At 69.3% G+C, this 19,383-nt stretch carries 15 protein-coding genes; 12 read left to right on the top strand and 3 right to left on the bottom strand.

The window, feature by feature from the left end; genetic code table 11:
• Positions 1-96: 96 nt before the first annotated feature.
• The 10 genes from TSO5_RS20625 to TSO5_RS20580 all read left to right on the top strand — a co-directional run bounded on the left by TSO5_RS20625 (position 97) and on the right by TSO5_RS20580 (position 12,764).
• Positions 97-1,845 (top strand): ABC transporter ATP-binding protein, encoded by a 1,749-nt coding sequence (locus TSO5_RS20625; protein ID WP_109153317.1) that lies wholly within the window; start codon positions 97-99, stop codon positions 1,843-1,845.
• A gap of 104 nt (positions 1,846-1,949) precedes the next feature.
• Positions 1,950-3,947 (top strand): ABC transporter substrate-binding protein, encoded by a 1,998-nt coding sequence (locus TSO5_RS20620; protein ID WP_199230960.1) that lies wholly within the window; start codon positions 1,950-1,952, stop codon positions 3,945-3,947.
• Positions 3,948-3,952: 5 nt separating this feature from the next.
• Positions 3,953-4,984 carry an ABC transporter permease gene (locus TSO5_RS20615; protein WP_109153316.1) on the top strand — a complete coding sequence of 344 codons (1,032 nt, stop codon included), beginning with the start codon at positions 3,953-3,955 and terminating at the stop codon, positions 4,982-4,984.
• A 26-nt stretch (positions 4,985-5,010) separates the two neighbouring features.
• Positions 5,011-6,183, top strand: coding sequence for an ABC transporter permease (locus TSO5_RS20610; protein ID WP_109153315.1), 1,173 nt, complete (start codon positions 5,011-5,013; stop codon positions 6,181-6,183).
• 268 nt (positions 6,184-6,451) lie between these two features.
• Positions 6,452-7,765: a hypothetical protein gene (locus TSO5_RS20605; RefSeq protein ID WP_109153314.1), complete on the top strand. Its 1,314-nt coding sequence runs from the start codon at positions 6,452-6,454 to the stop codon at positions 7,763-7,765.
• Positions 7,762-9,057 (top strand): glycosyltransferase family 4 protein, encoded by a 1,296-nt coding sequence (locus TSO5_RS20600; RefSeq protein ID WP_109153313.1) that lies wholly within the window; start codon positions 7,762-7,764, stop codon positions 9,055-9,057. The genes TSO5_RS20605 and TSO5_RS20600 overlap by 4 nt, the downstream gene beginning before the upstream one ends.
• Positions 9,054-10,148, top strand: coding sequence for a glycosyltransferase family 4 protein (locus TSO5_RS20595; RefSeq protein ID WP_109153312.1), 1,095 nt, complete (start codon positions 9,054-9,056; stop codon positions 10,146-10,148). The genes TSO5_RS20600 and TSO5_RS20595 overlap by 4 nt, the downstream gene beginning before the upstream one ends.
• Positions 10,145-10,858, top strand: a complete 714-nt coding sequence (locus TSO5_RS20590) for a histidine phosphatase family protein (RefSeq protein WP_109153311.1) — start codon at positions 10,145-10,147, stop codon at positions 10,856-10,858. Before TSO5_RS20595 ends, TSO5_RS20590 begins: the two co-directional genes overlap by 4 nt.
• The gene (locus TSO5_RS20585) at positions 10,855-12,000 is read left to right on the top strand and encodes a glycosyltransferase (RefSeq protein ID WP_109153310.1); all 1,146 of its coding nucleotides are present in this window, start codon (positions 10,855-10,857) and stop codon (positions 11,998-12,000) included. Before TSO5_RS20590 ends, TSO5_RS20585 begins: the two co-directional genes overlap by 4 nt.
• Positions 11,997-12,764 carry a polysaccharide deacetylase family protein gene (locus tag TSO5_RS20580; protein ID WP_109153309.1) on the top strand — a complete coding sequence of 256 codons (768 nt, stop codon included), beginning with the start codon at positions 11,997-11,999 and terminating at the stop codon, positions 12,762-12,764. The genes TSO5_RS20585 and TSO5_RS20580 overlap by 4 nt, the downstream gene beginning before the upstream one ends.
• Before the next feature lie 68 nt (positions 12,765-12,832).
• Here the strand turns inward: TSO5_RS20580 and TSO5_RS20575 are convergent, their stop codons facing one another.
• On the bottom strand, positions 12,833-15,208 hold the full coding sequence (locus TSO5_RS20575) for a carbohydrate-binding domain-containing protein (protein WP_109153308.1): 2,376 nt from the start codon (positions 15,206-15,208) through the stop codon (positions 12,833-12,835).
• A gap of 906 nt (positions 15,209-16,114) precedes the next feature.
• Between TSO5_RS20575 and pyk the strand changes: the two genes are divergently transcribed.
• Positions 16,115-17,539 (top strand): pyruvate kinase, encoded by a 1,425-nt coding sequence (gene pyk, locus TSO5_RS20565; protein ID WP_109153306.1) that lies wholly within the window; start codon positions 16,115-16,117, stop codon positions 17,537-17,539.
• A 51-nt stretch (positions 17,540-17,590) separates the two neighbouring features.
• Here the strand turns inward: pyk and TSO5_RS20560 are convergent, their stop codons facing one another.
• Entirely contained in the window at positions 17,591-18,016 is a 426-nt protein-coding gene (locus TSO5_RS20560) for an Lrp/AsnC family transcriptional regulator (RefSeq protein ID WP_085091967.1), read from the bottom strand.
• 63 nt (positions 18,017-18,079) lie between these two features.
• A complete protein-coding gene (locus tag TSO5_RS20555; RefSeq protein WP_247870848.1) occupies positions 18,080-18,565 on the bottom strand; it encodes a thioesterase family protein in 486 nt (161 codons plus the stop codon).
• 407 nt (positions 18,566-18,972) lie between these two features.
• Between TSO5_RS20555 and TSO5_RS20550 the strand changes: the two genes are divergently transcribed.
• Positions 18,973-19,383, top strand: a 411-nt coding sequence (locus tag TSO5_RS20550; protein WP_282183519.1) for a carbohydrate-binding domain-containing protein, incomplete at its 3' end; no start/stop codon positions are given.

Below are 19,383 nucleotides of genomic sequence, written 5' to 3'. Positions count from 1 at the left end.
CGCTGTGCGACCCCCTCACCCCGACCCTCTCCCCGGGGGGGAGAGGGGGTTTGGCCCCCGGTCATCCCGATACGCGAGCGGCCTGGAGACGCAAAGATGCTGACTGTCGAGGGCCTGACGATCCGCTTCCGCAACGCCCCCCGTCCGGTGGTCGACGGCGTCGGCTTCTCCATCGGCGCCGGCCAGAGCGTCGCGCTGGTCGGCGAGTCCGGATCGGGCAAGACGCTGACCTGCCGCAGCATCCTCGGCATCCTGCCGCGCGGGGCGACGGTCACCGGCGGCTCGATCCTGTTCGGCCAGGGTGCCGAGGCGGTCGATCTTCTGCGCCTGCCGGCGTCCCGCCTGCGCGACATCCGCGGCAGCCGCATCTCGATGATCTTCCAGGAACCGATGAGCGCGCTGTCGCCGCTCCACACCATCGGCGACCAGACGATCGAGGTGCTTCGGCTGCACGGCAACTGCAACCGGACCGGCGCGCGCGAGCGCTGCCTCGCCATGTTCGAGCGGGTGGGCTTCCCCGATCCGGTACGCGCCTTCAGCTCCTATCCGTTCCAGCTGTCGGGGGGCCTGCGCCAGCGCGCGATGATCGCCATGGCGATGGTCGCCCGCCCGCAACTGCTGATCGCCGACGAGCCGACCACCGCGCTCGACGTCACCCTGCAGGCCCAGGTGCTGGCCCTCATCAAGGAGCTGCAGGGCGAGACCGGCATGGCGGTTCTGCTGGTCACCCACGATCTGGGGGTGGTCGCCAACATGGCCGACGCCGTGGTGGTGATGCGCGCCGGCCGGGTGATGGAATCGGGGGCTTGCGCCGACGTTCTCGGCCGGCCGCTGCACGGCTACACCCGCAAGCTGATGGCCGCCGCCCCCTGCATCCCCGCGATGACCTGCGCGCCGCCGGGCGAGGAGGTGCGCGACGCCATCCTGGAATTCCACGGCGTCGCCAAGACCTACGAGCGCGGCAACCTGCGCATCCGCGCGCTCGACGGCGTCGACCTGTCGGTCGGCCGCGGCGAGACTCTGGCCATCGTCGGCGAGTCAGGATCAGGCAAGACGACGCTGGCGCGGCTGGCCATGCTGGCGGAGCGGCCGGATCCCGGTGGCCGCCTGCTGTTCCGGTCTTCCGCCGGGCAGCAGCCGCTCGACCTCCTTTCCGCCACCGGGCCGGAACTGACCGCCTACCGCCGCCGTGCCCAGATGGTTTTCCAGGATCCCTATGCCTCCCTCAGTCCCCGCATGAGCGTCGGCGAGATCATCGCGGAACCGCTGGCGATCCACGGCGTCTGCGGCCGTGGCGAGGGGCGCGAGCGGGTGCGGGCGCTGATGGCGCAGGTCGGCCTCGACCCCGCCTGGGCCAACCGTTACCCCCACGCCTTCTCCGGCGGCCAGCGCCAGCGCATCGGCATCGCCCGCGCGCTCGCCCTCGACCCCCAATTGCTGATCTGCGACGAGCCGACCTCGGCACTCGACGTGTCGGTGCAGGCGCAGGTGCTCGACCTGCTGGAATCGATCAAGCAGCGGTTGGGCCTCAGCCTGATGTTCATCTCGCATGATCTGGCGGTGGTGGCGCGGCTGGCCGACCGTGTCGCGGTGATGCGTGCCGGCCGCGTGATGGAGGAGGCACCGCCGGCCCTGCTGTTCTCCGCCCCGCTGCACCCCTACACCCGCGCGCTGATCGCCGCCTCGCCGGAACCCGACGTCGACCGTCCGATCGACATCGCCACCGTGGCCTTGGGCGCCGGCCGCCCCGACCTCTGGCCCGAACCCTTCCGCCCCACCCCCGACGGCGCGCCCCCTCCGCTGGTGGAAGCGGCGCCGGGGCACTTTGTGAGGCGGGCGGCATGAGCAAGCACTTTCGCCCCGCCGGCTTGAATCACCCTCTCCCCCCCGGGGAGAGGGAAGGGGCCCACCGCTCTGCGGTGGGAAGGGTGAGGGGGACGCGTGGCGGAATGCTCGCGAAAATCCTGCAACGCATCCCCCTCACCCTGACCCTCTCCCCGGGGGGGAGAGGGAAGTGGGGCGCGGTAGTCGCAGCAGCCCTCCTCCTCGCCACCCCCGCCGCCGCCTTCACCCCGCAGGAGCCGGCCCTTCTCCGCGACGAGGTCGTCTACGGCCTGATCCCCCCCGTCCGCCAGCGCATGCCAGAGGAGCCGCTGATCGTCGATCTGGAGGCGAAGGGCCGCGATCTCGGCCGCTCCGGCGGCTGGATCCGCACCTTCATCACCCAGCGGCGCAACAGCCGCATCGCCGTGCTCTACGGCTATGCCCGGCTGGTCGGCTACACCGCCAAGCGGGAGATCGTGCCCGACATCCTGAAGGACGTGACGGTCCATGACGGCCGCGACTTCACCCTGACCCTGCGGGCCGGCCACCGCTGGTCCGACGGCGCCCCCTTCACCAGCGACGACATCCGCTACTGGTGGGAGGACATCGCCAACAACCCGATGCTGTCGCCCTCCGGCCCGCCGCGCTTCATGCTGGTGGACGGCAAGCCGCCGGAGGTCAGCTTTCCCGACGCGGTCACCGCCCGCTTCCGCTGGGAGGAGCCGAACCCCTATTTCCTCCCGGCGCTGGCCGCTGCCCGGCCGCCCTTCATCTACCGCCCGGCCCATTACCTGAAGCGCTTCCACGCCCGCTATACCAGCGATGCCGACCTCGCCCCGCTGATCGCCAAATACAAGGTCCGCAACTGGGCGGCCCTGCACAATGCCCGCGACGACATGTTCCGGATGGAGAACCCGGACGAGCCGACGCTGCAGCCCTGGATGGCGATCTCGAAGGGCACCGGCACCCATCTGCTGTTCCAGCGCAACCCCTATTACCACCGCTTCGACGCGCGCGGCATGCAGCTGCCCTACACCGACGGGCTGGACGTGACGGTGATGGCCGGCGGGCTGATTCCGGCCCAGGTCGCCACCGGCAAGGCCGACCTCCAGGCCGAAGGGCTGACCTTCTCCCAGGTCCCGGTTCTGGTGGCGGGGGAGCAGGCCGGTGACTACCGCACCCTGCTGTGGCCGGAGGGCAAGGCGGCGGAGATCGCGCTCTATCCCAACCTGAACTACAACGATCCGGTCTGGCGCGCCGTGCTGCGCGACGTCCGTTTCCGCCGCGCCCTGTCGATGGGCATCGACCGCCGCATCATCAACCGCTCGCTCTTTTTCGGGCTGGCGGAGGAAAGCGGTGTCGACGTGCTGCCGCGCAGCCCGCTCTACAAGCCGGAGCGCAACGGGCTGTGGACCGGCTACGACCCCAAGCAGGCAGCGGCCCTGCTGGACGAGATGGGGCTGAAGCGCCCGCGCGGCGCCGCCTACCGCCGGCTTCCCGACGGCCGGCCGCTGGAGGTGATCGTCGAGACCGCCGGCGAGAAGCCGGAGGTGGCCGACGCGATGCAGATCATCGCCGAGACCTGGCGCGACATCGGCGTCCGGCTGCTGGTGCGCACGGTGGACCGCGACGTCCTGCGCAACCGGGTCTATGCCGGCCAGACGATGATGGCGGTGTGGGGCGGCTGGGACAACGGCATCCCCGACCCCGACAGCAGTCCGGAGGAGCTGGCGCCGATGACCCAGGAGAATTTCAGCTGGCCGAAATGGGGGCAGTATTACCAGACCTCCGGCAGCGCCGGCGAACCCATCGACATGCCGATCCCGCAGGAGCTGATGGAACTCGCCCGGCGCTGGCGCCACACCACCGACGAGACCGAACGGCGCGCCCTGTGGTCGGCGCTGCTCGACATCCATGCCGACCAGCTCTACGCCATCGGCGTGGTGTCGAAGACGCCGCAGCCCATCGCCGTTTCCAACCGCCTGCGCAACGTCCCGGACAAGGGGCTGTGGCTGTGGGATCCCGGCGCCTATCTCGGCGTCTACCGCCCCGACGAGTTCTATTTCGCCGACGCCCGCCCGGCCGATCCGGAGCCGGCCGGCAGCCACCGCGGGGGGAACTGACACCCATGCTGCGCTTCATCCTGCACCGGCTGCTGGTGATGGTGCCGACACTGCTCGTGGTGTCGATGCTGATCTTCATCGTCATCAACCTCCCCCCCGGCGACTATCTGTCCAACCAGATCGCCGAGCTGCGCGCCACCGGCCAGGAGGCCGGTCTGGCCAAGGCGGAGTTCCTGCGCCACGAATACGCCCTCGACCGTCCGCTGGCGGAGCAGTATCTGGTCTGGATCGGCGTCTGGCCAGGGCCGAACGGCTTCCACGGCCTGCTGCAGGGCGATCTCGGCTGGTCCTTCGAGTTCAACAAGCCGGTCGTCGAGGTGGTGGGGGAGACGCTGTGGTTCACCGTCATCCTCAACCTCGCCGCCGTGCTGTTCGTCTATCTGGTGTCCTTCCCGCTGGGGGCTCTGGCGGCGATCCGCGCCAACAGCTGGGTCGATTACCTCGCCGCCGCCGTCGGCTATATCGGGCTGGCGACGCCCAACTTCCTGCTGGCGCTGATCCTGCTCTATTACGGCCAGAAATGGCTGGGGCTTCCCATCGGCGGGCTGGTCGACGCCCGCTATGAGGATCAGGCGCTCAGCTGGGCCAAGATCGGCTCGGTGCTGGAACACCTGATCGTGCCGACCATCGTCATCGGCCTGTCCGGCACCGCCGCCATGGTGCGGCGCCTGCGCGCCAATTTGCTGGACGAGCTGGGCAAGCCCTATGTCGTCACCGCCAAGGCCAAGGGCGTGCCGCCGCTGCGCCGGCTGACCCGCTATCCGCTGCGCATGGCGCTGAACCCCTTCGTCTCCGACATCGGCTCGCTGCTGCCGTCGCTGGTGTCGGGATCGGTGCTGATCTCCGTCGTGCTCAGCCTGCCGACCATCGGCCCGGCCCTGCTGGAGGCGCTGCGGGCGCAGGACATCTTCCTGTCCGGCTTCATCCTGATGTTCATCTCGCTGCTGGTGCTGGTCGGCATGCTGGTCTCCGACATCGCGCTCGCCCTGCTCGATCCCCGCATCCGCCTGGGCAAGGCGAGGAAGGCGCAATCGTGAAAGGCGGGGCCATGAAAGATGGGACCATGAAGGACGGGGCCACGAAAGGCGGCTGGGAGCATTACGTCGACAGCCGGCCCTATCCCGATCCGGAGTCGCCGGACGCCCCGACCACCCGTTTCGATCCGGGTGCCTCCACCGGGCGGCTGATGCTGCGCCGCTTCCTGCGCCACCGGCTGGCGGTGCTGGGGGCGCTGTTCCTCGGCCTGTCCTATCTCAGCCTGCCCTTCGTCGATTTCCTGGTGCCCTACGGCGCCAACGAACGCGACGTGGAGCATCTCTACGCCCCACCGCAGGGCATCCACCTGTTCCACGAGGGCAGCTTCATCGGCCCCTTCGTCTACCCGACCGTCGGCCATCCCGACCTGAAGGACTATCGCTGGCGCTACGAGACCGACACCAGCCGGCCGATGCCGCTCCGGTTCTTCTGCCCCGGCGTGCCCTACCGCTTCCTCGGGCTGGTGGAACTGCGGACACGGCTGGTCTGCCCGCCGCCGGACGCCTCGCTGCATCTGCTCGGCACCGACCGGCTGGGTCGCGACATGCTGTCGCGGCTGGCCATCGGGGCGCAGTTGTCGCTGACCGTCGGGCTGCTCGGCATCGCCGTGTCCTTCGCCATCGGCATCACTCTGGGCGGCATGGCCGGCTATTTCGGCGGCTGGATCGACGCCGGGGTGCAGCGCCTGTCGGAGATCCTGAAATCCCTGCCGGAGCTGCCGCTGTGGCTGGCACTGTCCGCCGCGGTGCCGGCACAATGGAGCCCGGTGACGGTGTTCCTCTGCATCTCGGTCATCCTCGGACTGCTCGACTGGCCGTCGCTGGCCCGCGCCGTGCGCTCGCGCTTCCTGGCTCTGCGCGAGGAGGATTTCGTCATGGCGGCGGAGCTGATGGGCGCCAGCCCGGCCCGCATCATCCGCCGCCACCTGCTGCCCAACTTCGCCAGCCACCTGCTCGCCAGCGCCACCCTGTCGATCCCGGCGATGATCCTGGGCGAAACCGCACTGTCCTTCTTAGGGCTGGGCCTGCGCCCGCCGGCGACCAGTTGGGGGGTGATGCTGAACGACGCCCAGAATCTTATGGCGGTGGAAACCTATCCTTGGGTGTCATTGCCGATGCTGCCGGTGATCCTGGTAGTCTTGTCCTTCAACTTCTTCGGCGACGGCCTGCGCGACGCCCTGGATCCCTATCATGGCGACTGACCCCTCGAAACAGCCGGCTCCCCGAAGCGTGAGCCTGGCCATAACTCATATATCACAGCGCATAGCTGGGTTGCCGCCTCCTGGCCGGAAGGCGGGTTGATGCGCGGCGCGATCCATGTGAGGGGTTCTATCCAGGCTGGAGCGCTGCTGCCGGTCCCTGGACCAGTCGCGCAACCACCGGGACCGAGCCGGTCCTCAGACGAGCACAGTGAATTGTTCTGCAACGGCTTTTCGGTTCCGACGCAGTGCTGAAGCGGAGTGTCCGAGCATGCACCAGCCCCTGGCCCCCCTTCGCTCCATCCATCCCGACCGCACCCCGCCGCGCATCCTGCTCTACAGCCACGACACCTTCGGGCTGGGCCATTTGCGGCGGTCGCGGACGATTGCCCAAGCGCTGGTATCGGCCTTTCCCGATGCCTCGGCGCTGATCCTCACCGGCTCGCCGGTCGCCGGCCGCTTCGATTTTCCGGAGCGGGTCGACCATGTGCGCCTGCCCGGCGTGGTGAAGCTGCCGGACGGCGGCTACACCGCCCGCAACCTCGGCCTGCCGATCGAGGAGACCGCCGCCATCCGGGCGGAGATCATCCGCGCCACCGCACGCGCCTTCCGCCCGACGCTGGCCATCGTCGACAAGGAGCCGACCGGCCTGCACGGCGAATTCCTGCCGGCGCTGGAGGAGATGCGGGCGACCGGCAACACCCGCGTGGTGCTGGGCCTGCGCGACGTGCTGGACGCGCCGGAAGCCCTGCAGCCGGAATGGGAGCGCAAGGAGGCGGTCGCCGCCATCGAACGCTATTACGACCAGCTCTGGATCTACGGCCTGCCGGAGGTCTACCGCCCGCTCGACGGCCTCGACCTGCCGGCGGAGATCGCGGCGCGGGTGCGCTACACCGGCTATCTGAAGCGCGAGCCGACCGAGGGCGGCGGTGCCGTCCAGGCCGCGGACTTGCCTATGGCGGCGCCTTATGTGCTGGTGACTCCCGGCGGCGGCGGCGACGGCGCGGCCCTGGTCGACTGGACCATCGCCGCCTATGAAGCCGATCCGGACCTCACCCCGCGCGCCCTGATCGTCTACGGCCCCTTCCTGGAGGACGCCCGCCGCCAGGAGTTCGCCACCCGCATCCGCCGGCTGAAGGGCAGGGTGGAGACGATCAACTTCCATTCGCGCATGGAGGACCTCTATGCCGGGGCCATCGGCGTGGTGGCGATGGGCGGCTACAACACCTTCTGCGAGATCCTGTCCTTCGACAAGCCGTCGGTCCTGGCTCCGCGCACCCGGCCGCGGCTGGAACAGCGCATCCGCGCCGAGGCGGCGGAGGCCCTGGGCCTGCTGCGCACACTGGACAGCGACCGCGACGGCACCGACCCGCTGGCGATGGCCGCTGCCATCCGCGCCCTGTCGAGCCAGCCGCCGCCCTCGGCCAGCCCGCTGCCCGGCCTGCTCGGCGGGCTGGACCGCATCGTCGGGCTGACCCGCGAGGTGCTGGAGGCGGACTCGGTGATCGCCCGCGCCACCCTCGTCACCCCGATCCGCCGGGCGGCGGAGCGGATGTCCCGCGCGATGGCGGGCAAGCGCGCATGACGTCTGGATTGGGGAAGGACGGCCACCCGCCGTCCGGCGTGCCGACCCGTTCGCCGTTTAAGATCGCCGTGGTGGTAAAGGGCTATCCCCGCCTGTCGGAGACCTTCATCGCGCAGGAGCTTCTGGCCCTGCAGCAGCGCGGCATCGAACTGGCGATCTGGTCACTGCGCCACCCCACCGACAGCCGCCGCCACGCCCTGCACGACCGCATCACCGCACCCGTCCATTACCTGCCGGAATATCTGCGCGACGAGCCGGGCCGCGTCCTGCGCGCTCTCGGCCACCTGATCCTCCGCCACCCGGCCGGTCTGGTCCGCACGGCGGCGGGTTGGCTGCGCGACCTCAACCGCGACCGCACCGCCAACCGGGGCCGCCGCTTCGGACAGGCCCTCGTTCTCGCGGCGGAGCTGCCGGCCGACGTGCCCTTCGTCTACACCCATTTCCTGCACACCCCGGCCTCGGTCGGGCGCTATGCCGCCTCGATCCGCGGCATCGGCTGGGGCTTTTCCGCCCATGCCAAGGACATCTGGACGACGCCGGAGTGGGAGAAGCGCGAGAAGCTGGCCGACGCCCGCTTCGGCGCCACCTGCACCGCCGTCGGCGCCGCCCATCTGCGCGGCCTTGCCGCCGATCCTGGCCGCATCGACCTCGTCTATCACGGCCTCGACCTTTCCCGCTTCCCCGCCCCACCGGACCGGTCGGACGCCCCGGCCCGCGACGGCTCCACCCCCGACCGCGCAGTGGAGATCCTGTCGGTCGGCCGGCTGGTGGAGAAGAAGGGCTATGACCGGCTGCTCGACGCGCTGGCGACGCTGCCGGACGGGCTGCACTGGCGGCTGGTCCATATCGGCTCCGGCGACTTGAAACAGTCCCTGCGCGCCCAGGCCGAGCGGCTCGGCCTGTCCGACCGCATCGACTGGCGCGGCGCCCAGGATCAGGCGACGGTGATCCAGGCGCTGCGCCATGCCGACCTGTTCGTTCTGACCAGCGTGGTGGCCGGCGACGGCGACCGCGACGGCCTGCCCAACGTGCTGATGGAGGCGGCGAGCCAGCGCCTCGCCATCCTCTCCACCGCCGTTTCCGCCATCCCGGAATTCATCGCCGACGGCACCCACGGCCTGCTGACCGACGGCACCCCGCCCGCCATCGCCGCCGCGCTGGAACGGCTCGCCACCGATCCGGCGCTCCGCCTGCGGCTGGGTGAGGCCGCCCATGACCGCCTGCGCGCCGAGTTCGGCATGACCGCCGGCATCGACCGCCTCGTCCGCCGCCTGGAGGAGGCCGCGGCGTGACCCCTCGCCGGATCGCCTTTTACGCCCCGCTGAAACCGGTCGACCACCCCATCCCCTCCGGCGACCGCCAGATGGCGCGGCTGATCCTGCGCGCGCTGGAGGCGACCGGCCCGGTGGAGGTGGCGAGCGGCCTGCGCGTCTATGACGGCACCGGCGACCCCGCCGCGCAAGCCCGCCTGTCCGCCGCCGCCGCCGCCGAGTGCGACCGCCTGCTGTCCCTCTACGCCGCCGAACCGGCCCGGCGCCCGGCGCTGTGGCTCAGCTACCATGTTTATTACAAGGCGCCCGACCTGATCGGCCCGGCCGTCGCCCGCGCCCTCGGCATCCCCTATGTCGTGGTGGAGGCGACCCGCGCCCGCAAGCGCCTGACCGGCCCCTGGTCCGCCTTCGCCGCCACGGCAGAGTCCGCCATCGAACAGGCCGCCCTCGTTCTCTGCGTCAGCGCCCGCGACCGTCATGCGGTGAAGGCCTACGGCCCGCCCGGCCAGCAGGTGGCGATGCTGCCCCCCTTCCTCGAACTCCCCACTGCCGTCGAGCGTGCCGAACTCGCCTTTCCGCCCCGCCTTTTGACCGTCGCCATGATGCGGCCGGGCGACAAGCTCGCCTCCTACCGCCTGCTGGCCGACTCCCTGTCCCTCCTGCCCGCCCAGCCCTGGACGCTCGACATCGTCGGCGACGGCTCGGCGGCGGCGGAGGTCTCGGCCCTCTTCGCCCCCTTCGGCCAGCGCGTGCGTCTCCTCGGCGCCCGCCCGCCCACCGACCTCGCCGCCCATTACCGCGCCGCCGACCTGCTGGTCTGGCCCGGCCTGAACGAGGCCTTCGGCATGGTCTATCTGGAGGCCCAGGCCCACGGTGTCCCCGTGCTCGCCGTCGACAATGCCGGCACCGGCACCGTCATCCGCGACGGCGAAGGCGGCCGGCTGACCGGCCCGACCGCGCAGGACTATGCCGCCGCCCTGTCCGCCCTGCTGACCGACCCGCCGGCCCTGCGCCGGCTCGGCCAGCGCGCCCGCGCCCATGTCGAGGCCCACCACGCCCTGCCGGCCGCGGCGGAGCGTCTGCGCGGCCTGCTGACCGGACTGATGTCATGATCCGCCTCGCATTCCTGCGCCACGGCATCACCGCCTGGAACCGCGAGGGCCGCATCCAGGGCCGTACCGACATCCCCCTCGACCCGGAGGGCCGCGACCGCCTCGTCCGCCTGACCCTGCCGCCGGACTGGCGCGACGCCACCCTGCACGCCAGCCCCCTGTCGCGCGCCATCGAGACCGCCCGCGTCCTTGGCGACAACCGCCCCGTCCACACCGACCCCCGCCTGATCGAGATGGACTGGGGCGCCTGGGAGGGTCGGCGCGGCCACGACCTCCGCGCCGATCCCGCCAGCGGCTACCGCGACCTCGAACACTGGGGCTGGGACTTCCGCCCCCCCGACGGTGAAAGCCCAGCGGATGTTCGGGATCGGTTGACGGCTTGGCTGAAGGAGTTGCTCCCTCTCCCAACCCAGGACCAATCCCCTCTCCCCCCCGGGGAGAGGGTTAGGGTGAGGGGGACACACGGCGAGGATCTCTTCGGCTGCGCCGAACCCCCTCATCCCAACCTTCTCCCCGGGGGGGAGAAGGAGAGTCACCTCATCGTCACCCACATCGGCGTCATCCGCGTCGCCCTGGCGCTGGCCTGGGGCTGGGACTTCCGCGGCCCGCCGCCGGTTCCGGTCAAGCGCGACCGCCTCTACGCCATGGTGCTCGCCGCCGACGGCACGCTCCATCCCGCCGGCCCACGGGAGGGGCAGCGCCTGTCATGAAGCTCCTGATCGCCGTCACCCACCTGCTCGGCACCGGCCATCTCAGCCGCGCCCTCGCCCTGGCCGAATCCTTCACCGCCCGCGGCTGGAGCGTCGATGTGGTCAGCGGCGGCCGTCCGGCCCCCCATCTGGGAAGCGGCGGCTCCACCCTGCACCAGCTGCCGCCGCTGGCGAGCGACGGCGCCGACTTCGCCACCATGCTGGCCGCCGACGGCCGCCCCGCCGATGCCGCCCTCTTCGCCGCGCGTCAGGCGATGCTGACCGGCCTGCTCGACAGCCTCCGCCCCGACGTCATCATCACCGAACTCTTCCCCTTCGGCCGCCGCGCCCTCGCCGCCGAGTTCGACGCCCTGCTGGAGCGTACCCGCGCCCTGCCGCGCCCGCCGCTGACCCTGGCATCGGTCCGCGACATCCTGGCCCCGCCCTCCAAACCGAAGCGCGTCGCCGAGACCGAAAACCGCCTGCTGCGCTTCTATGACGGCGTTCTGGTCCATTCCGACCCCGCCCTGATCCCGCTGGAGGACAGCTGGCCGCTAACCCCGGCGATGCGTCCGCTGCTGCGCTACACCGGCTTCGTCGTCCCGCCGCCGCCCGTCCCCGACGACGGCACCGACGGCAATGCTGAGATCCTGGTCACCGCCGGCGGCGGCCCGGTCGGCCGCCCGGTCTTCGAGGCCGCCGCCCTTTGCGCCGCCTCCGCCGCCCTGCCAAATCGCTGGCGCCTGCTGGTGGCGAAGGGCGACGCGGCGCTGGCCGACCGGCTGCGCACCATGGCCCCGGCCGACCGCCTGCTGGTGGAGCCGGTGCGTCCCGACTTCCGCGCCCTGCTGGGTCGCGCCGCCGCCTCGGTCGGCCGCTGCGGCTACAACACCGCGCTGGACTGCCTGACTGCCGGCGTCCCCAGTGTCTTCTGCCCCTTCGAGGACGGCAAGGAGGTCGAACAGACCATCCGCGCTGCCATCCTGGCCCGCCAGCCCGGCATCGCCACCCTGCGCGAGGCCGACCTCACGCCCGACAGCCTCGCCCGCGCGTTGACCTCCGTGCTGGGCGCCCGCATTCCGCCGCTCAGCCCCTCCTCGCTGGCCGGTGCGGCGCGCAGCGTGGAGATCGTCGAAACCATGCTGGCGGAGAAGACGCCATGACCAACTGGACCGCGGTAGACGACGAACTGGCGCGCTGGACCGATCTCGGCCGCCGCTGCGCCTTCTGGCTGCGCGACGACGACGCAATCGCCGCCAGCCCGCAGCTCGACCGCCTTCTGCATCGCTGCGCCCAGGCCGGCATCCCACTCGGCCTTGCCGTCATCCCCGCCGACGCCGAGCACTCGCTCGCCGAAGCGCTCGCCGGCCATCCGAACGTCACCCCGCTGGTCCATGGCTGGTCCCACGCCGACCACGCCGCCCCCGGCAAGAAGAAGTGCGAGTTCGGCCCGGAGCGTCCCGCCGACATCCGACAAGCCGAGTCCGAACGCGGCCTGTCGGTCTTGCGCGCCCTGTTCGGCGACCGCCTGCTGCCGCTGTTCGTCCCGCCCTGGAACCGCATGGCCGCCGACATGCCGTCCCGCCTGTCCGCCGCCGGCTACCGCGCCGTCTCCGCCTTCGGCCCGGCGCCCGCCAGCCGGGACGGGATCGCCTGGGTCAACACCCACCTCGACCTGATCGACTGGCACGGCACCCGCTCCGCCGTCCCGCTGGACGGGTTGCTGGACCTCCTCTGCCGCGAACTGCGCGACCGCCGCGAGGGCCACCAAGAGGGCAGGGGCACCCCCGCCGAGCCCATTGGCCTGCTGACCCACCATCTGGTGCATGACGCGGCGATCTGGGACCTGCTGGACCGCCTGCTCGACCGTCTGGCCGGGCATCCGGCGGTCGAGTGGCCGGCGGTTGGAAGCTTGTGTCGTTCATAAACACAAAAAAAGCCGGCCCGCGCCTTTCGACGCGAGCCGGCCCCATTGTGCGGTAGAGGAACTGCCCCTTACGCCGCGTGGTCGGTGATGTAGCCCGTGGCGGTGCCGAGGTTGGCGGTGCCGTGGGTCAGGTGCAGCAGGAAGTTCTCCGTGCCCTCGGTGACGTTGTCGCCGGTGATGTGGACGGAGACCGTCTTGCTGGTTTCACCCGGCTGGAAGGTCAGGCTGCCGTGGGCGGCGGTGTAGTCGCTGCCGGCCTTGGCGGTGCCGTCCTCGGTCGCGTAGTCGATGGTGGTGGCGGTGGTGACCGCCTTGGCCAGCTGAACGGTGAAGACCGCCTCGTCGCTGCCCGGCACCGAACCGGAGTGGCCGGAGCTGGACGCCAGACCCGCCTTGATGATGTTCATCTTGGTCGGATCGATGGTCTTGTAGTCCTTCTCCAGCAGGCCGCCGACGTCGCCCGATTCCGGGGTCCAGGCCCAATAGGTCCAGTTCATGCCCTGCTGGCCGGCCGGCAGGTCGCTCTTGCCGTCCAGGTTCCAGTCGCCGTTCATGTACTTGACGAAGGCGTTGGCCCAGGTCTGCTCGGCCGCGCTGTTCATCTGGCCGCCGAACTCGCCGATCAGGACCGGGGCGATGTTGTTCTTATAGATGAAGCCCCACATGCCGTCATACTGGGCCGGCAGGTTGTTCGGGAAGTTGCTGTCGGTCAGCCAGCTGAAGTTGCCGACGCTCTGGCCATAGGCGTGCGGCGAATAGACCAGCTTGTTCGGCACGTCGAACTCGATAGGATGGTTCTTCACGCCGGCCAGCGTGCTGCTCCACTCCGTGCCTTCGACCAGCAGCAGCCAATCCTTGTTGACGGTCTGGATCGAGTTGCCGATACGCTCGGCCGCCGCGGCCCAGTCGGTGGCCTGGTTGCCGTCGCCCCAGGTAGCCGTCACGCTCGGCTCGTTGTGCAGGTCGGCGCCGATCACCGCGTCGTTGCCGGCATAATGCTGGGCCAGCATCTTCCAGTCGGCGATCACCTTCGATTCCGGGTTGTTGGCGGTGTACCACAGCCCGTGCTCGTTGGTGCCGGCGCCGCCGTCGTTGCGGTGGTGGTCGAGGATCACCTTCATGCCGACCTTGCCGGCGTAATCGATGACCTTGTCATAGACCTGCAGGCGGGTCAGACCCTTCAGGTCCGGGTTCTTCGAGTAGTCGATGCCGTTGGTCACGGCCTCGCTGTCGAACATGTCGTCGGCCCAGGTCAGGCGGATGACGTTGAAGCCCAGGCCCTTCATGCTGTCGATGTGGCCCTGGTAGCTGTCGGCCCACAGGCCGGCGGGCACATAGTTGTAGCCCTCGCCGCCGAACCAGTTCACGCCGGTCAGGCGGACGTTGTTGCCGCTTTCATCGACGATCTGGTTGCCGTTGGTGTGCAGGAAGCCGTTGATCGAACCGCTGCTCTGCACCATGCCCGGATCGGACGTCGTGACGTTGCCGACCTTCAGCGACAGCGAGGCGTCGCCCGTCGAACCGCCCGTGGAGCCGCCAGTCGACCCACCCGTGGACCCACCCGTGCTGCTGCCGCCCTTGCCCGCATCGGCGGAGCCGCCCGTCGAGCCGCCCGTGCTGCTGCCGGTGGCCGCGAAATGGCTGGCGTCCAGCTTGGCGGTCAGGGTGGCGTCCCAATAGAGGTCGCTGGTGGCACCCAGATTGGCGCCGTCCGCCGTGCGGTGGACCGACATCGCGGCATCGGTGGCCGCCACGGTCTTGCCGTCGACGCCGACGCTGTGGACATACAGGTTGCGATCGCTGCCGCCGATGACGGCGTCGTTGTCGTACTTCACCTCGACCGCATGGGCGGTGCCCTGCGCCAGATCGGCGGTGAACTTGAAGTCCTTGGCGTCCGGGCTGGTGGCCGTGCCCTCGCCGATCGCCTTGCCGTCGACCAGCACGGTGAAGTGCGCGCCTTCGCCGCCCGCCGCATCGCCGGCGGCGTTCACGGTGATGACGTTCTGCGCGGATCCTGCGGCCGGAGCCGTGGTGGGGGCGGCCGGAACGGCGGCCACCGGAGCGGCGGGGGTCTTGAAGGTCAGCGCGCCGTCCCACCACATGGCTTCCTGGCCGGCCTGGGTCGGCGCCGGGGCGGCATCGTCATGGCGCTCATAGATGGCGTCGGTCGGCTTCAGCGTGTGGCCGTTCACCTCGATCGACTGAACATAGAGGTCGCGATTGGCGGCGTTCACGGTGTCGTTGTCGTAGACGACCTGGACCGTATGCGCGGTGTTCGCCGCAAGGTCGGCGGTGAAGCTGTATGCCTTCGACGAGGTGGCGGCCGCATTGGCCGAACCGACCTCCTGACCATCCACCAGCAGCTTGAAATGCGGCGCGACGCCATCCTGGGACTGGCCGTAGGCGTTGACGACGATCTTGCTCGGCGCGGTGGTCGTGCTCATGACTTCAATCCTATGTCCGTTGTGTTGAAGCCATGCTGGGGCTTGAATGGTTAACGAAACCTTTCCAAGTCCGGTTAACTTTTCTCGAAGCTTGTGGCAAATTTGGCTCAGCCGATCACAGGGTCGTTCAAGGGGGTGGAGTCAGATCGGCAGACTATATCCCATCTTGGTCACAGGTTCTGCGATCCATACCACAGTCTTCTTTTCATCACATCAGTATACACTTTGCTTACACTCACTTTCTCAAGATAATCTCGAAAGACATAGACCAATACCAATCCCGCCAAACTCGCTTATGCGCATCATTCTTCCAAAACACGCCCAAAACAACACCAGATGATTGCCGATTATATTTATCCATTCGGACACTGGATTGGCAAACATCCGGCATGCCGGGCTACAGCGACGGAGGTAATTCCAATTCGGAAACGGCCTTTCGCGTCGGCAAAAAAGTTAACATTTGTGAGCCCGCAACGTCGCTTGACCGCTTCGTTAAGGGATTGCGTTAAAGATTATATTCCTTTTATACCCAAATCGTTCGAGTGGTGATGGTCACGTCCCCCTCCACCGGCCCATCCCCAACCCCGCCGCCGCTGACCTTCCGCTGCGAGACGCGCAGCCTCGCCGCGCCCGCATCCGTGCCCCCATCCGCGCCCCCATCCGCGCCATTGAGGACCCGCACGGGCGGTTGGAAGAATTCCAATTCCGCCACTCGCCTTGCTTTCCGACGGCGATGGCGACACCTTGTTCAGGCACGCGAACAGTCGACGGGCACCCCCAACCGGTTGCCCGCTCCGGCCGTTCCATTGCTGACCAGTCACCCCGCCGTCCCTCCAAGGTGGCCGCCGTCCCGTCGGCGCACCGGACGGCCCAGCCAAAGAGGACGGCCCCCGCGGCCGGAACCACATGCGCCGTCATCGCCGCGCCAAGATCGTCGCCACCGTCGGACCGGCCAGCAACTCGCCCGAGATGCTGAAAACCCTGTTCCTGGCCGGCGTCGACACCTTCCGGCTGAACTTCAGCCACGGCACCCACGACGACCACGCCAAGGTCCACCGCGCCATCCGCGAGCTGGAGGCGGAGGTCGGCCGCCCCATCGGCATCCTGCAGGATCTCCAGGGCCCGAAGATCCGCGTCGGCACCATCCGCGACGGCAAGATCGCCGTCGCCACCGGCGAATCGATCCGCTTCGTCCTGCAGGGCAGCGACGGCGACAAGCGCTCCATCCCGCTGCCGCACCCGGAAATCTTCGCCGCCATCATGCCCGGCCACCATCTGCTGATCGACGACGGCCGCGTCCGCGTCGAGGTGACCGAGCTGGGCGACGACTGGATCGAGGCCCGCGTCGTCGTCGGCGGCACCATCTCCAACCGCAAGGGCGTCAACCTGCCGGGCACCGTGCTCGACCTGTCGCCGCTGACCTCCAAGGACCGCGCCGACCTCGCCTTCGGGCTGGAGCTGGGTGTCGATTGGGTCGCCATGTCCTTCGTGCAGAAGCCGGGCGACATCATCGAGGGCCGCGGCCTGATCGGCGACCGCGCCGGCATCATGGCGAAGATCGAGAAGCCGCAGGCGCTGGAGCGGATCGACGACATCATCCGCCTGTCGGACGCGGTGATGGTGGCGCGCGGCGACCTCGGCGTCGAAATCCCGCACGAGGACGTGCCCGGCCGCCAGAAGGAGCTGGTGCGCGCCTGCCGTCTGGCGGTGAAGCCGGTGATCGTCGCCACCCAGATGCTCGATTCGATGGTCTCCGCCCCGACCCCGACACGGGCCGAGGCGTCGGACGTGGCGACCGCCATCTATGACGGCGCCGACGCGGTGATGCTGTCGGCCGAATCGGCGTCTGGCCAGTATCCGGTCGAAGCGGTCACCATGATGGACCGCATCATCCGCTCCACCGAGCAGCACAAGCTCTATCACTCGCTGATCCAGGCGACCCATCCGGGGGAGGAGCACAGCCCGCCCCACGCCGTGGCCGCCGCCGCCGCCGATCTGGCCAACAGCCTGCATTCCTCGGCCATCGTCGCCTTCACCTCCAGCGGCACCACCGCGGCGCGCATCGCCCGCAAGCGGCCGGAGGTGCCGATCCTGGCGATCACCCCGGACAAGGCGGTGTCGCGCCGGCTCTGCCTGCTGTGGGGCGCCCACAGCGTGCTGTCCGACGACATCCGCACCTACGAGGAAATGGTCGACCGCGCCATCTCCACCGCGCGGGCGGAGGAGTTCGCCGGCCGGATCGGCACCATGGTCGTCGTCGCCGGCATCCCCTTCGCCCAGGCCGGCACCACCAACAACCTGCGCGTCATCCAGATGGACGGGAAGTCGTAAGGACCAAGGAGACTCTCCGCCCCCCGTTCCTTACCGGACGGGGGGCCTCTCCTACCGTTCCATCTTCGTCGACAGCACGATCGACGACATCGTCCGCTCCACACCGGGCAGGCGGCCGATGCTGTCCAGCGCGGCGTCCATCGCGTCATGCGTCTCGGTGCCGACGGTGGCGCAGAGATCATACTGGCCGCTGATGCTGTGCAGCCGGATCACCTCCGGCATCTTGCGCAGGGCATGGACGGCGCGGTCGGCCAGCCGGGCGTTCACGCTGATCATCACCAGCGCCGACACCCCACGGCGCGGCGCCGGGTCGCCCAGCTTCACGGTATAGCCGGCGATCACCCCCTGCCGCTCCAGCCGGGCGATGCGGTCCTGCACGGTCGAGCGCGACAGCCCCAGCGCGCGGCCGAGCGCCGCCGTGCTGGTGCGCGCGTTCACCGTCAACAGATCGATCAGCCGGCGGTCGATGTCGTCCATGGAGGTCCGTCGCAGCAGGGCAGGGCGGTTCAAGCCAAGTCCCCGCTGTGATAGCCGCCCCCCTTACGCGTCGCAACCCGCCTGATAGCGCTGCATGGCGGCGCGGATGTCGTCGGGGATCGGCACCGCGGCGAAATCGTCGAGCGAGGTGGTGACCACCGTCAGGCTGCCCGACAACCGCACCTGCCCCTCATGCTCGCCGTTGATCCGCAGCTTGAGGGAGCTGCGGCCCAGCCGTTCCAGCAGGACGCCCAGCGTCAGCGTGTCGCCCATGCGGCTGGGGATCACGAAATCGCATTCGGCATGCACGATCGGCAGGCCCAGCCGCCGCTGCAGGATCATCGTCGCATAGTCGATGTCCAGCCCCTGGGTGAACCAGTCCTCCACCGCGCCGTTGAACATGTCGAAATAGACCGGGAAATAGACGATGCCGGCCGGGTCGCAGTGGGAAAAGCGAATGGGCCGCTGCACCCGGAAACAGCCCGGCGGCAACGGCCGGTGGCTGGGGTGATCGTCGGCGCGGCGCGGCCGCTCGCTGTACTCGTGCATCTCTCAGTCAATCCTCGTTCCGCTCGGCGTCCGGACATATGGGGGTCCGGAGCCTCGCGGTCACCGCGTCTCATGCCGGCGGTAGACAGTTGTGGCTATTCCAAACAATCCGGGAAAAGCACCTTTCGTTCAACGGCTTCCTGCAGGAATACGGGAAAGCCGCAATTTTCGCACGGCTCGCTGTTGCGGAAATGCTGCACTGCAATCACGACCATCGTGCGAATCGGCCCACGGCAGGAGTAGCCACAATTTGTCGCAGATTCGGCGCTTTTAAGCGAAAACATCACACAAAGATCCCGCCGGTCCTCGCCATCCTCCGCCGGCATCCGGGTTCAGGCCCAAAACGGACATCAGACCCCAGGGGGACATCAATACCCTGGGGCACATCAGGCGAGGACACCGAACCGATGGCCACCTCATCCACCAAGATCGTCGTCAACGCCCTGGGCAAGGCCGCCGCCGGCGTGAACGCCCATTTCACCCTGCTGGTCGATGGCCAGAAGGTGGGTGAGGGCACCGCCGGCACGACGGCGAAGGATTTCGTCTTCACCCCCGTGCTGACCACCGACACCGCGCACAAGGTGCAGATCCAGTACGACAACGATGCCGTCATCAACGGCCAGGACCGCAGCCTGACCGTCAACAGCATCAGCATCGGCGGCAAGACGGTCGCGCCGACCGCCGGCATCGTCAGCTACGACAAGGGCGCGCTCGACGGCCGCGACGTCGCCGCCGGCCAGTCGAACATGTGGTGGAACGGCACGCTGGTGGTGAACGCCGACAAGAGCTATTTCCCCGCCCCCGCCCCCGCCGCCACC

It is taken from the genome of Azospirillum sp. TSO5 (assembly GCF_003116065.1).
Taxonomy (GTDB): Bacteria; Pseudomonadota; Alphaproteobacteria; order Azospirillales; family Azospirillaceae; genus Azospirillum.
Note: the sequence above shows the minus strand (reverse complement) of the source record. Positions and strands in the feature narration are given on the sequence as shown.

Excerpts from the sequence above, each read along its gene's own strand:
- TSO5_RS20625 (WP_109153317.1), top strand. The coding sequence starts at position 97 with ATGCTGACTGTCGAGGGCCTGACGATCCGCTTCCGCAACGCCCCCCGT.
- TSO5_RS20620 (WP_199230960.1), top strand. The coding sequence starts at position 1,950 with ATGCTCGCGAAAATCCTGCAACGCATCCCCCTCACCCTGACCCTCTCC.
- TSO5_RS20615 (WP_109153316.1), top strand. The coding sequence starts at position 3,953 with ATGCTGCGCTTCATCCTGCACCGGCTGCTGGTGATGGTGCCGACACTG.
- TSO5_RS20610 (WP_109153315.1), top strand. The coding sequence starts at position 5,011 with ATGAAGGACGGGGCCACGAAAGGCGGCTGGGAGCATTACGTCGACAGC.
- TSO5_RS20605 (WP_109153314.1), top strand. The coding sequence starts at position 6,452 with ATGCACCAGCCCCTGGCCCCCCTTCGCTCCATCCATCCCGACCGCACC.
- TSO5_RS20600 (WP_109153313.1), top strand. The coding sequence starts at position 7,762 with ATGACGTCTGGATTGGGGAAGGACGGCCACCCGCCGTCCGGCGTGCCG.
- TSO5_RS20590 (WP_109153311.1), top strand. The coding sequence starts at position 10,145 with ATGATCCGCCTCGCATTCCTGCGCCACGGCATCACCGCCTGGAACCGC.
- TSO5_RS20585 (WP_109153310.1), top strand. The coding sequence starts at position 10,855 with ATGAAGCTCCTGATCGCCGTCACCCACCTGCTCGGCACCGGCCATCTC.
- TSO5_RS20580 (WP_109153309.1), top strand. The coding sequence starts at position 11,997 with ATGACCAACTGGACCGCGGTAGACGACGAACTGGCGCGCTGGACCGAT.
- TSO5_RS20575 (WP_109153308.1), bottom strand. The coding sequence starts at position 15,208 with ATGAGCACGACCACCGCGCCGAGCAAGATCGTCGTCAACGCCTACGGC.
- pyk (WP_109153306.1), top strand. The coding sequence starts at position 16,115 with ATGCGCCGTCATCGCCGCGCCAAGATCGTCGCCACCGTCGGACCGGCC.
- TSO5_RS20560 (WP_085091967.1), bottom strand. The coding sequence starts at position 18,016 with ATGGACGACATCGACCGCCGGCTGATCGATCTGTTGACGGTGAACGCG.
- TSO5_RS20555 (WP_247870848.1), bottom strand. The coding sequence starts at position 18,565 with ATGCACGAGTACAGCGAGCGGCCGCGCCGCGCCGACGATCACCCCAGC.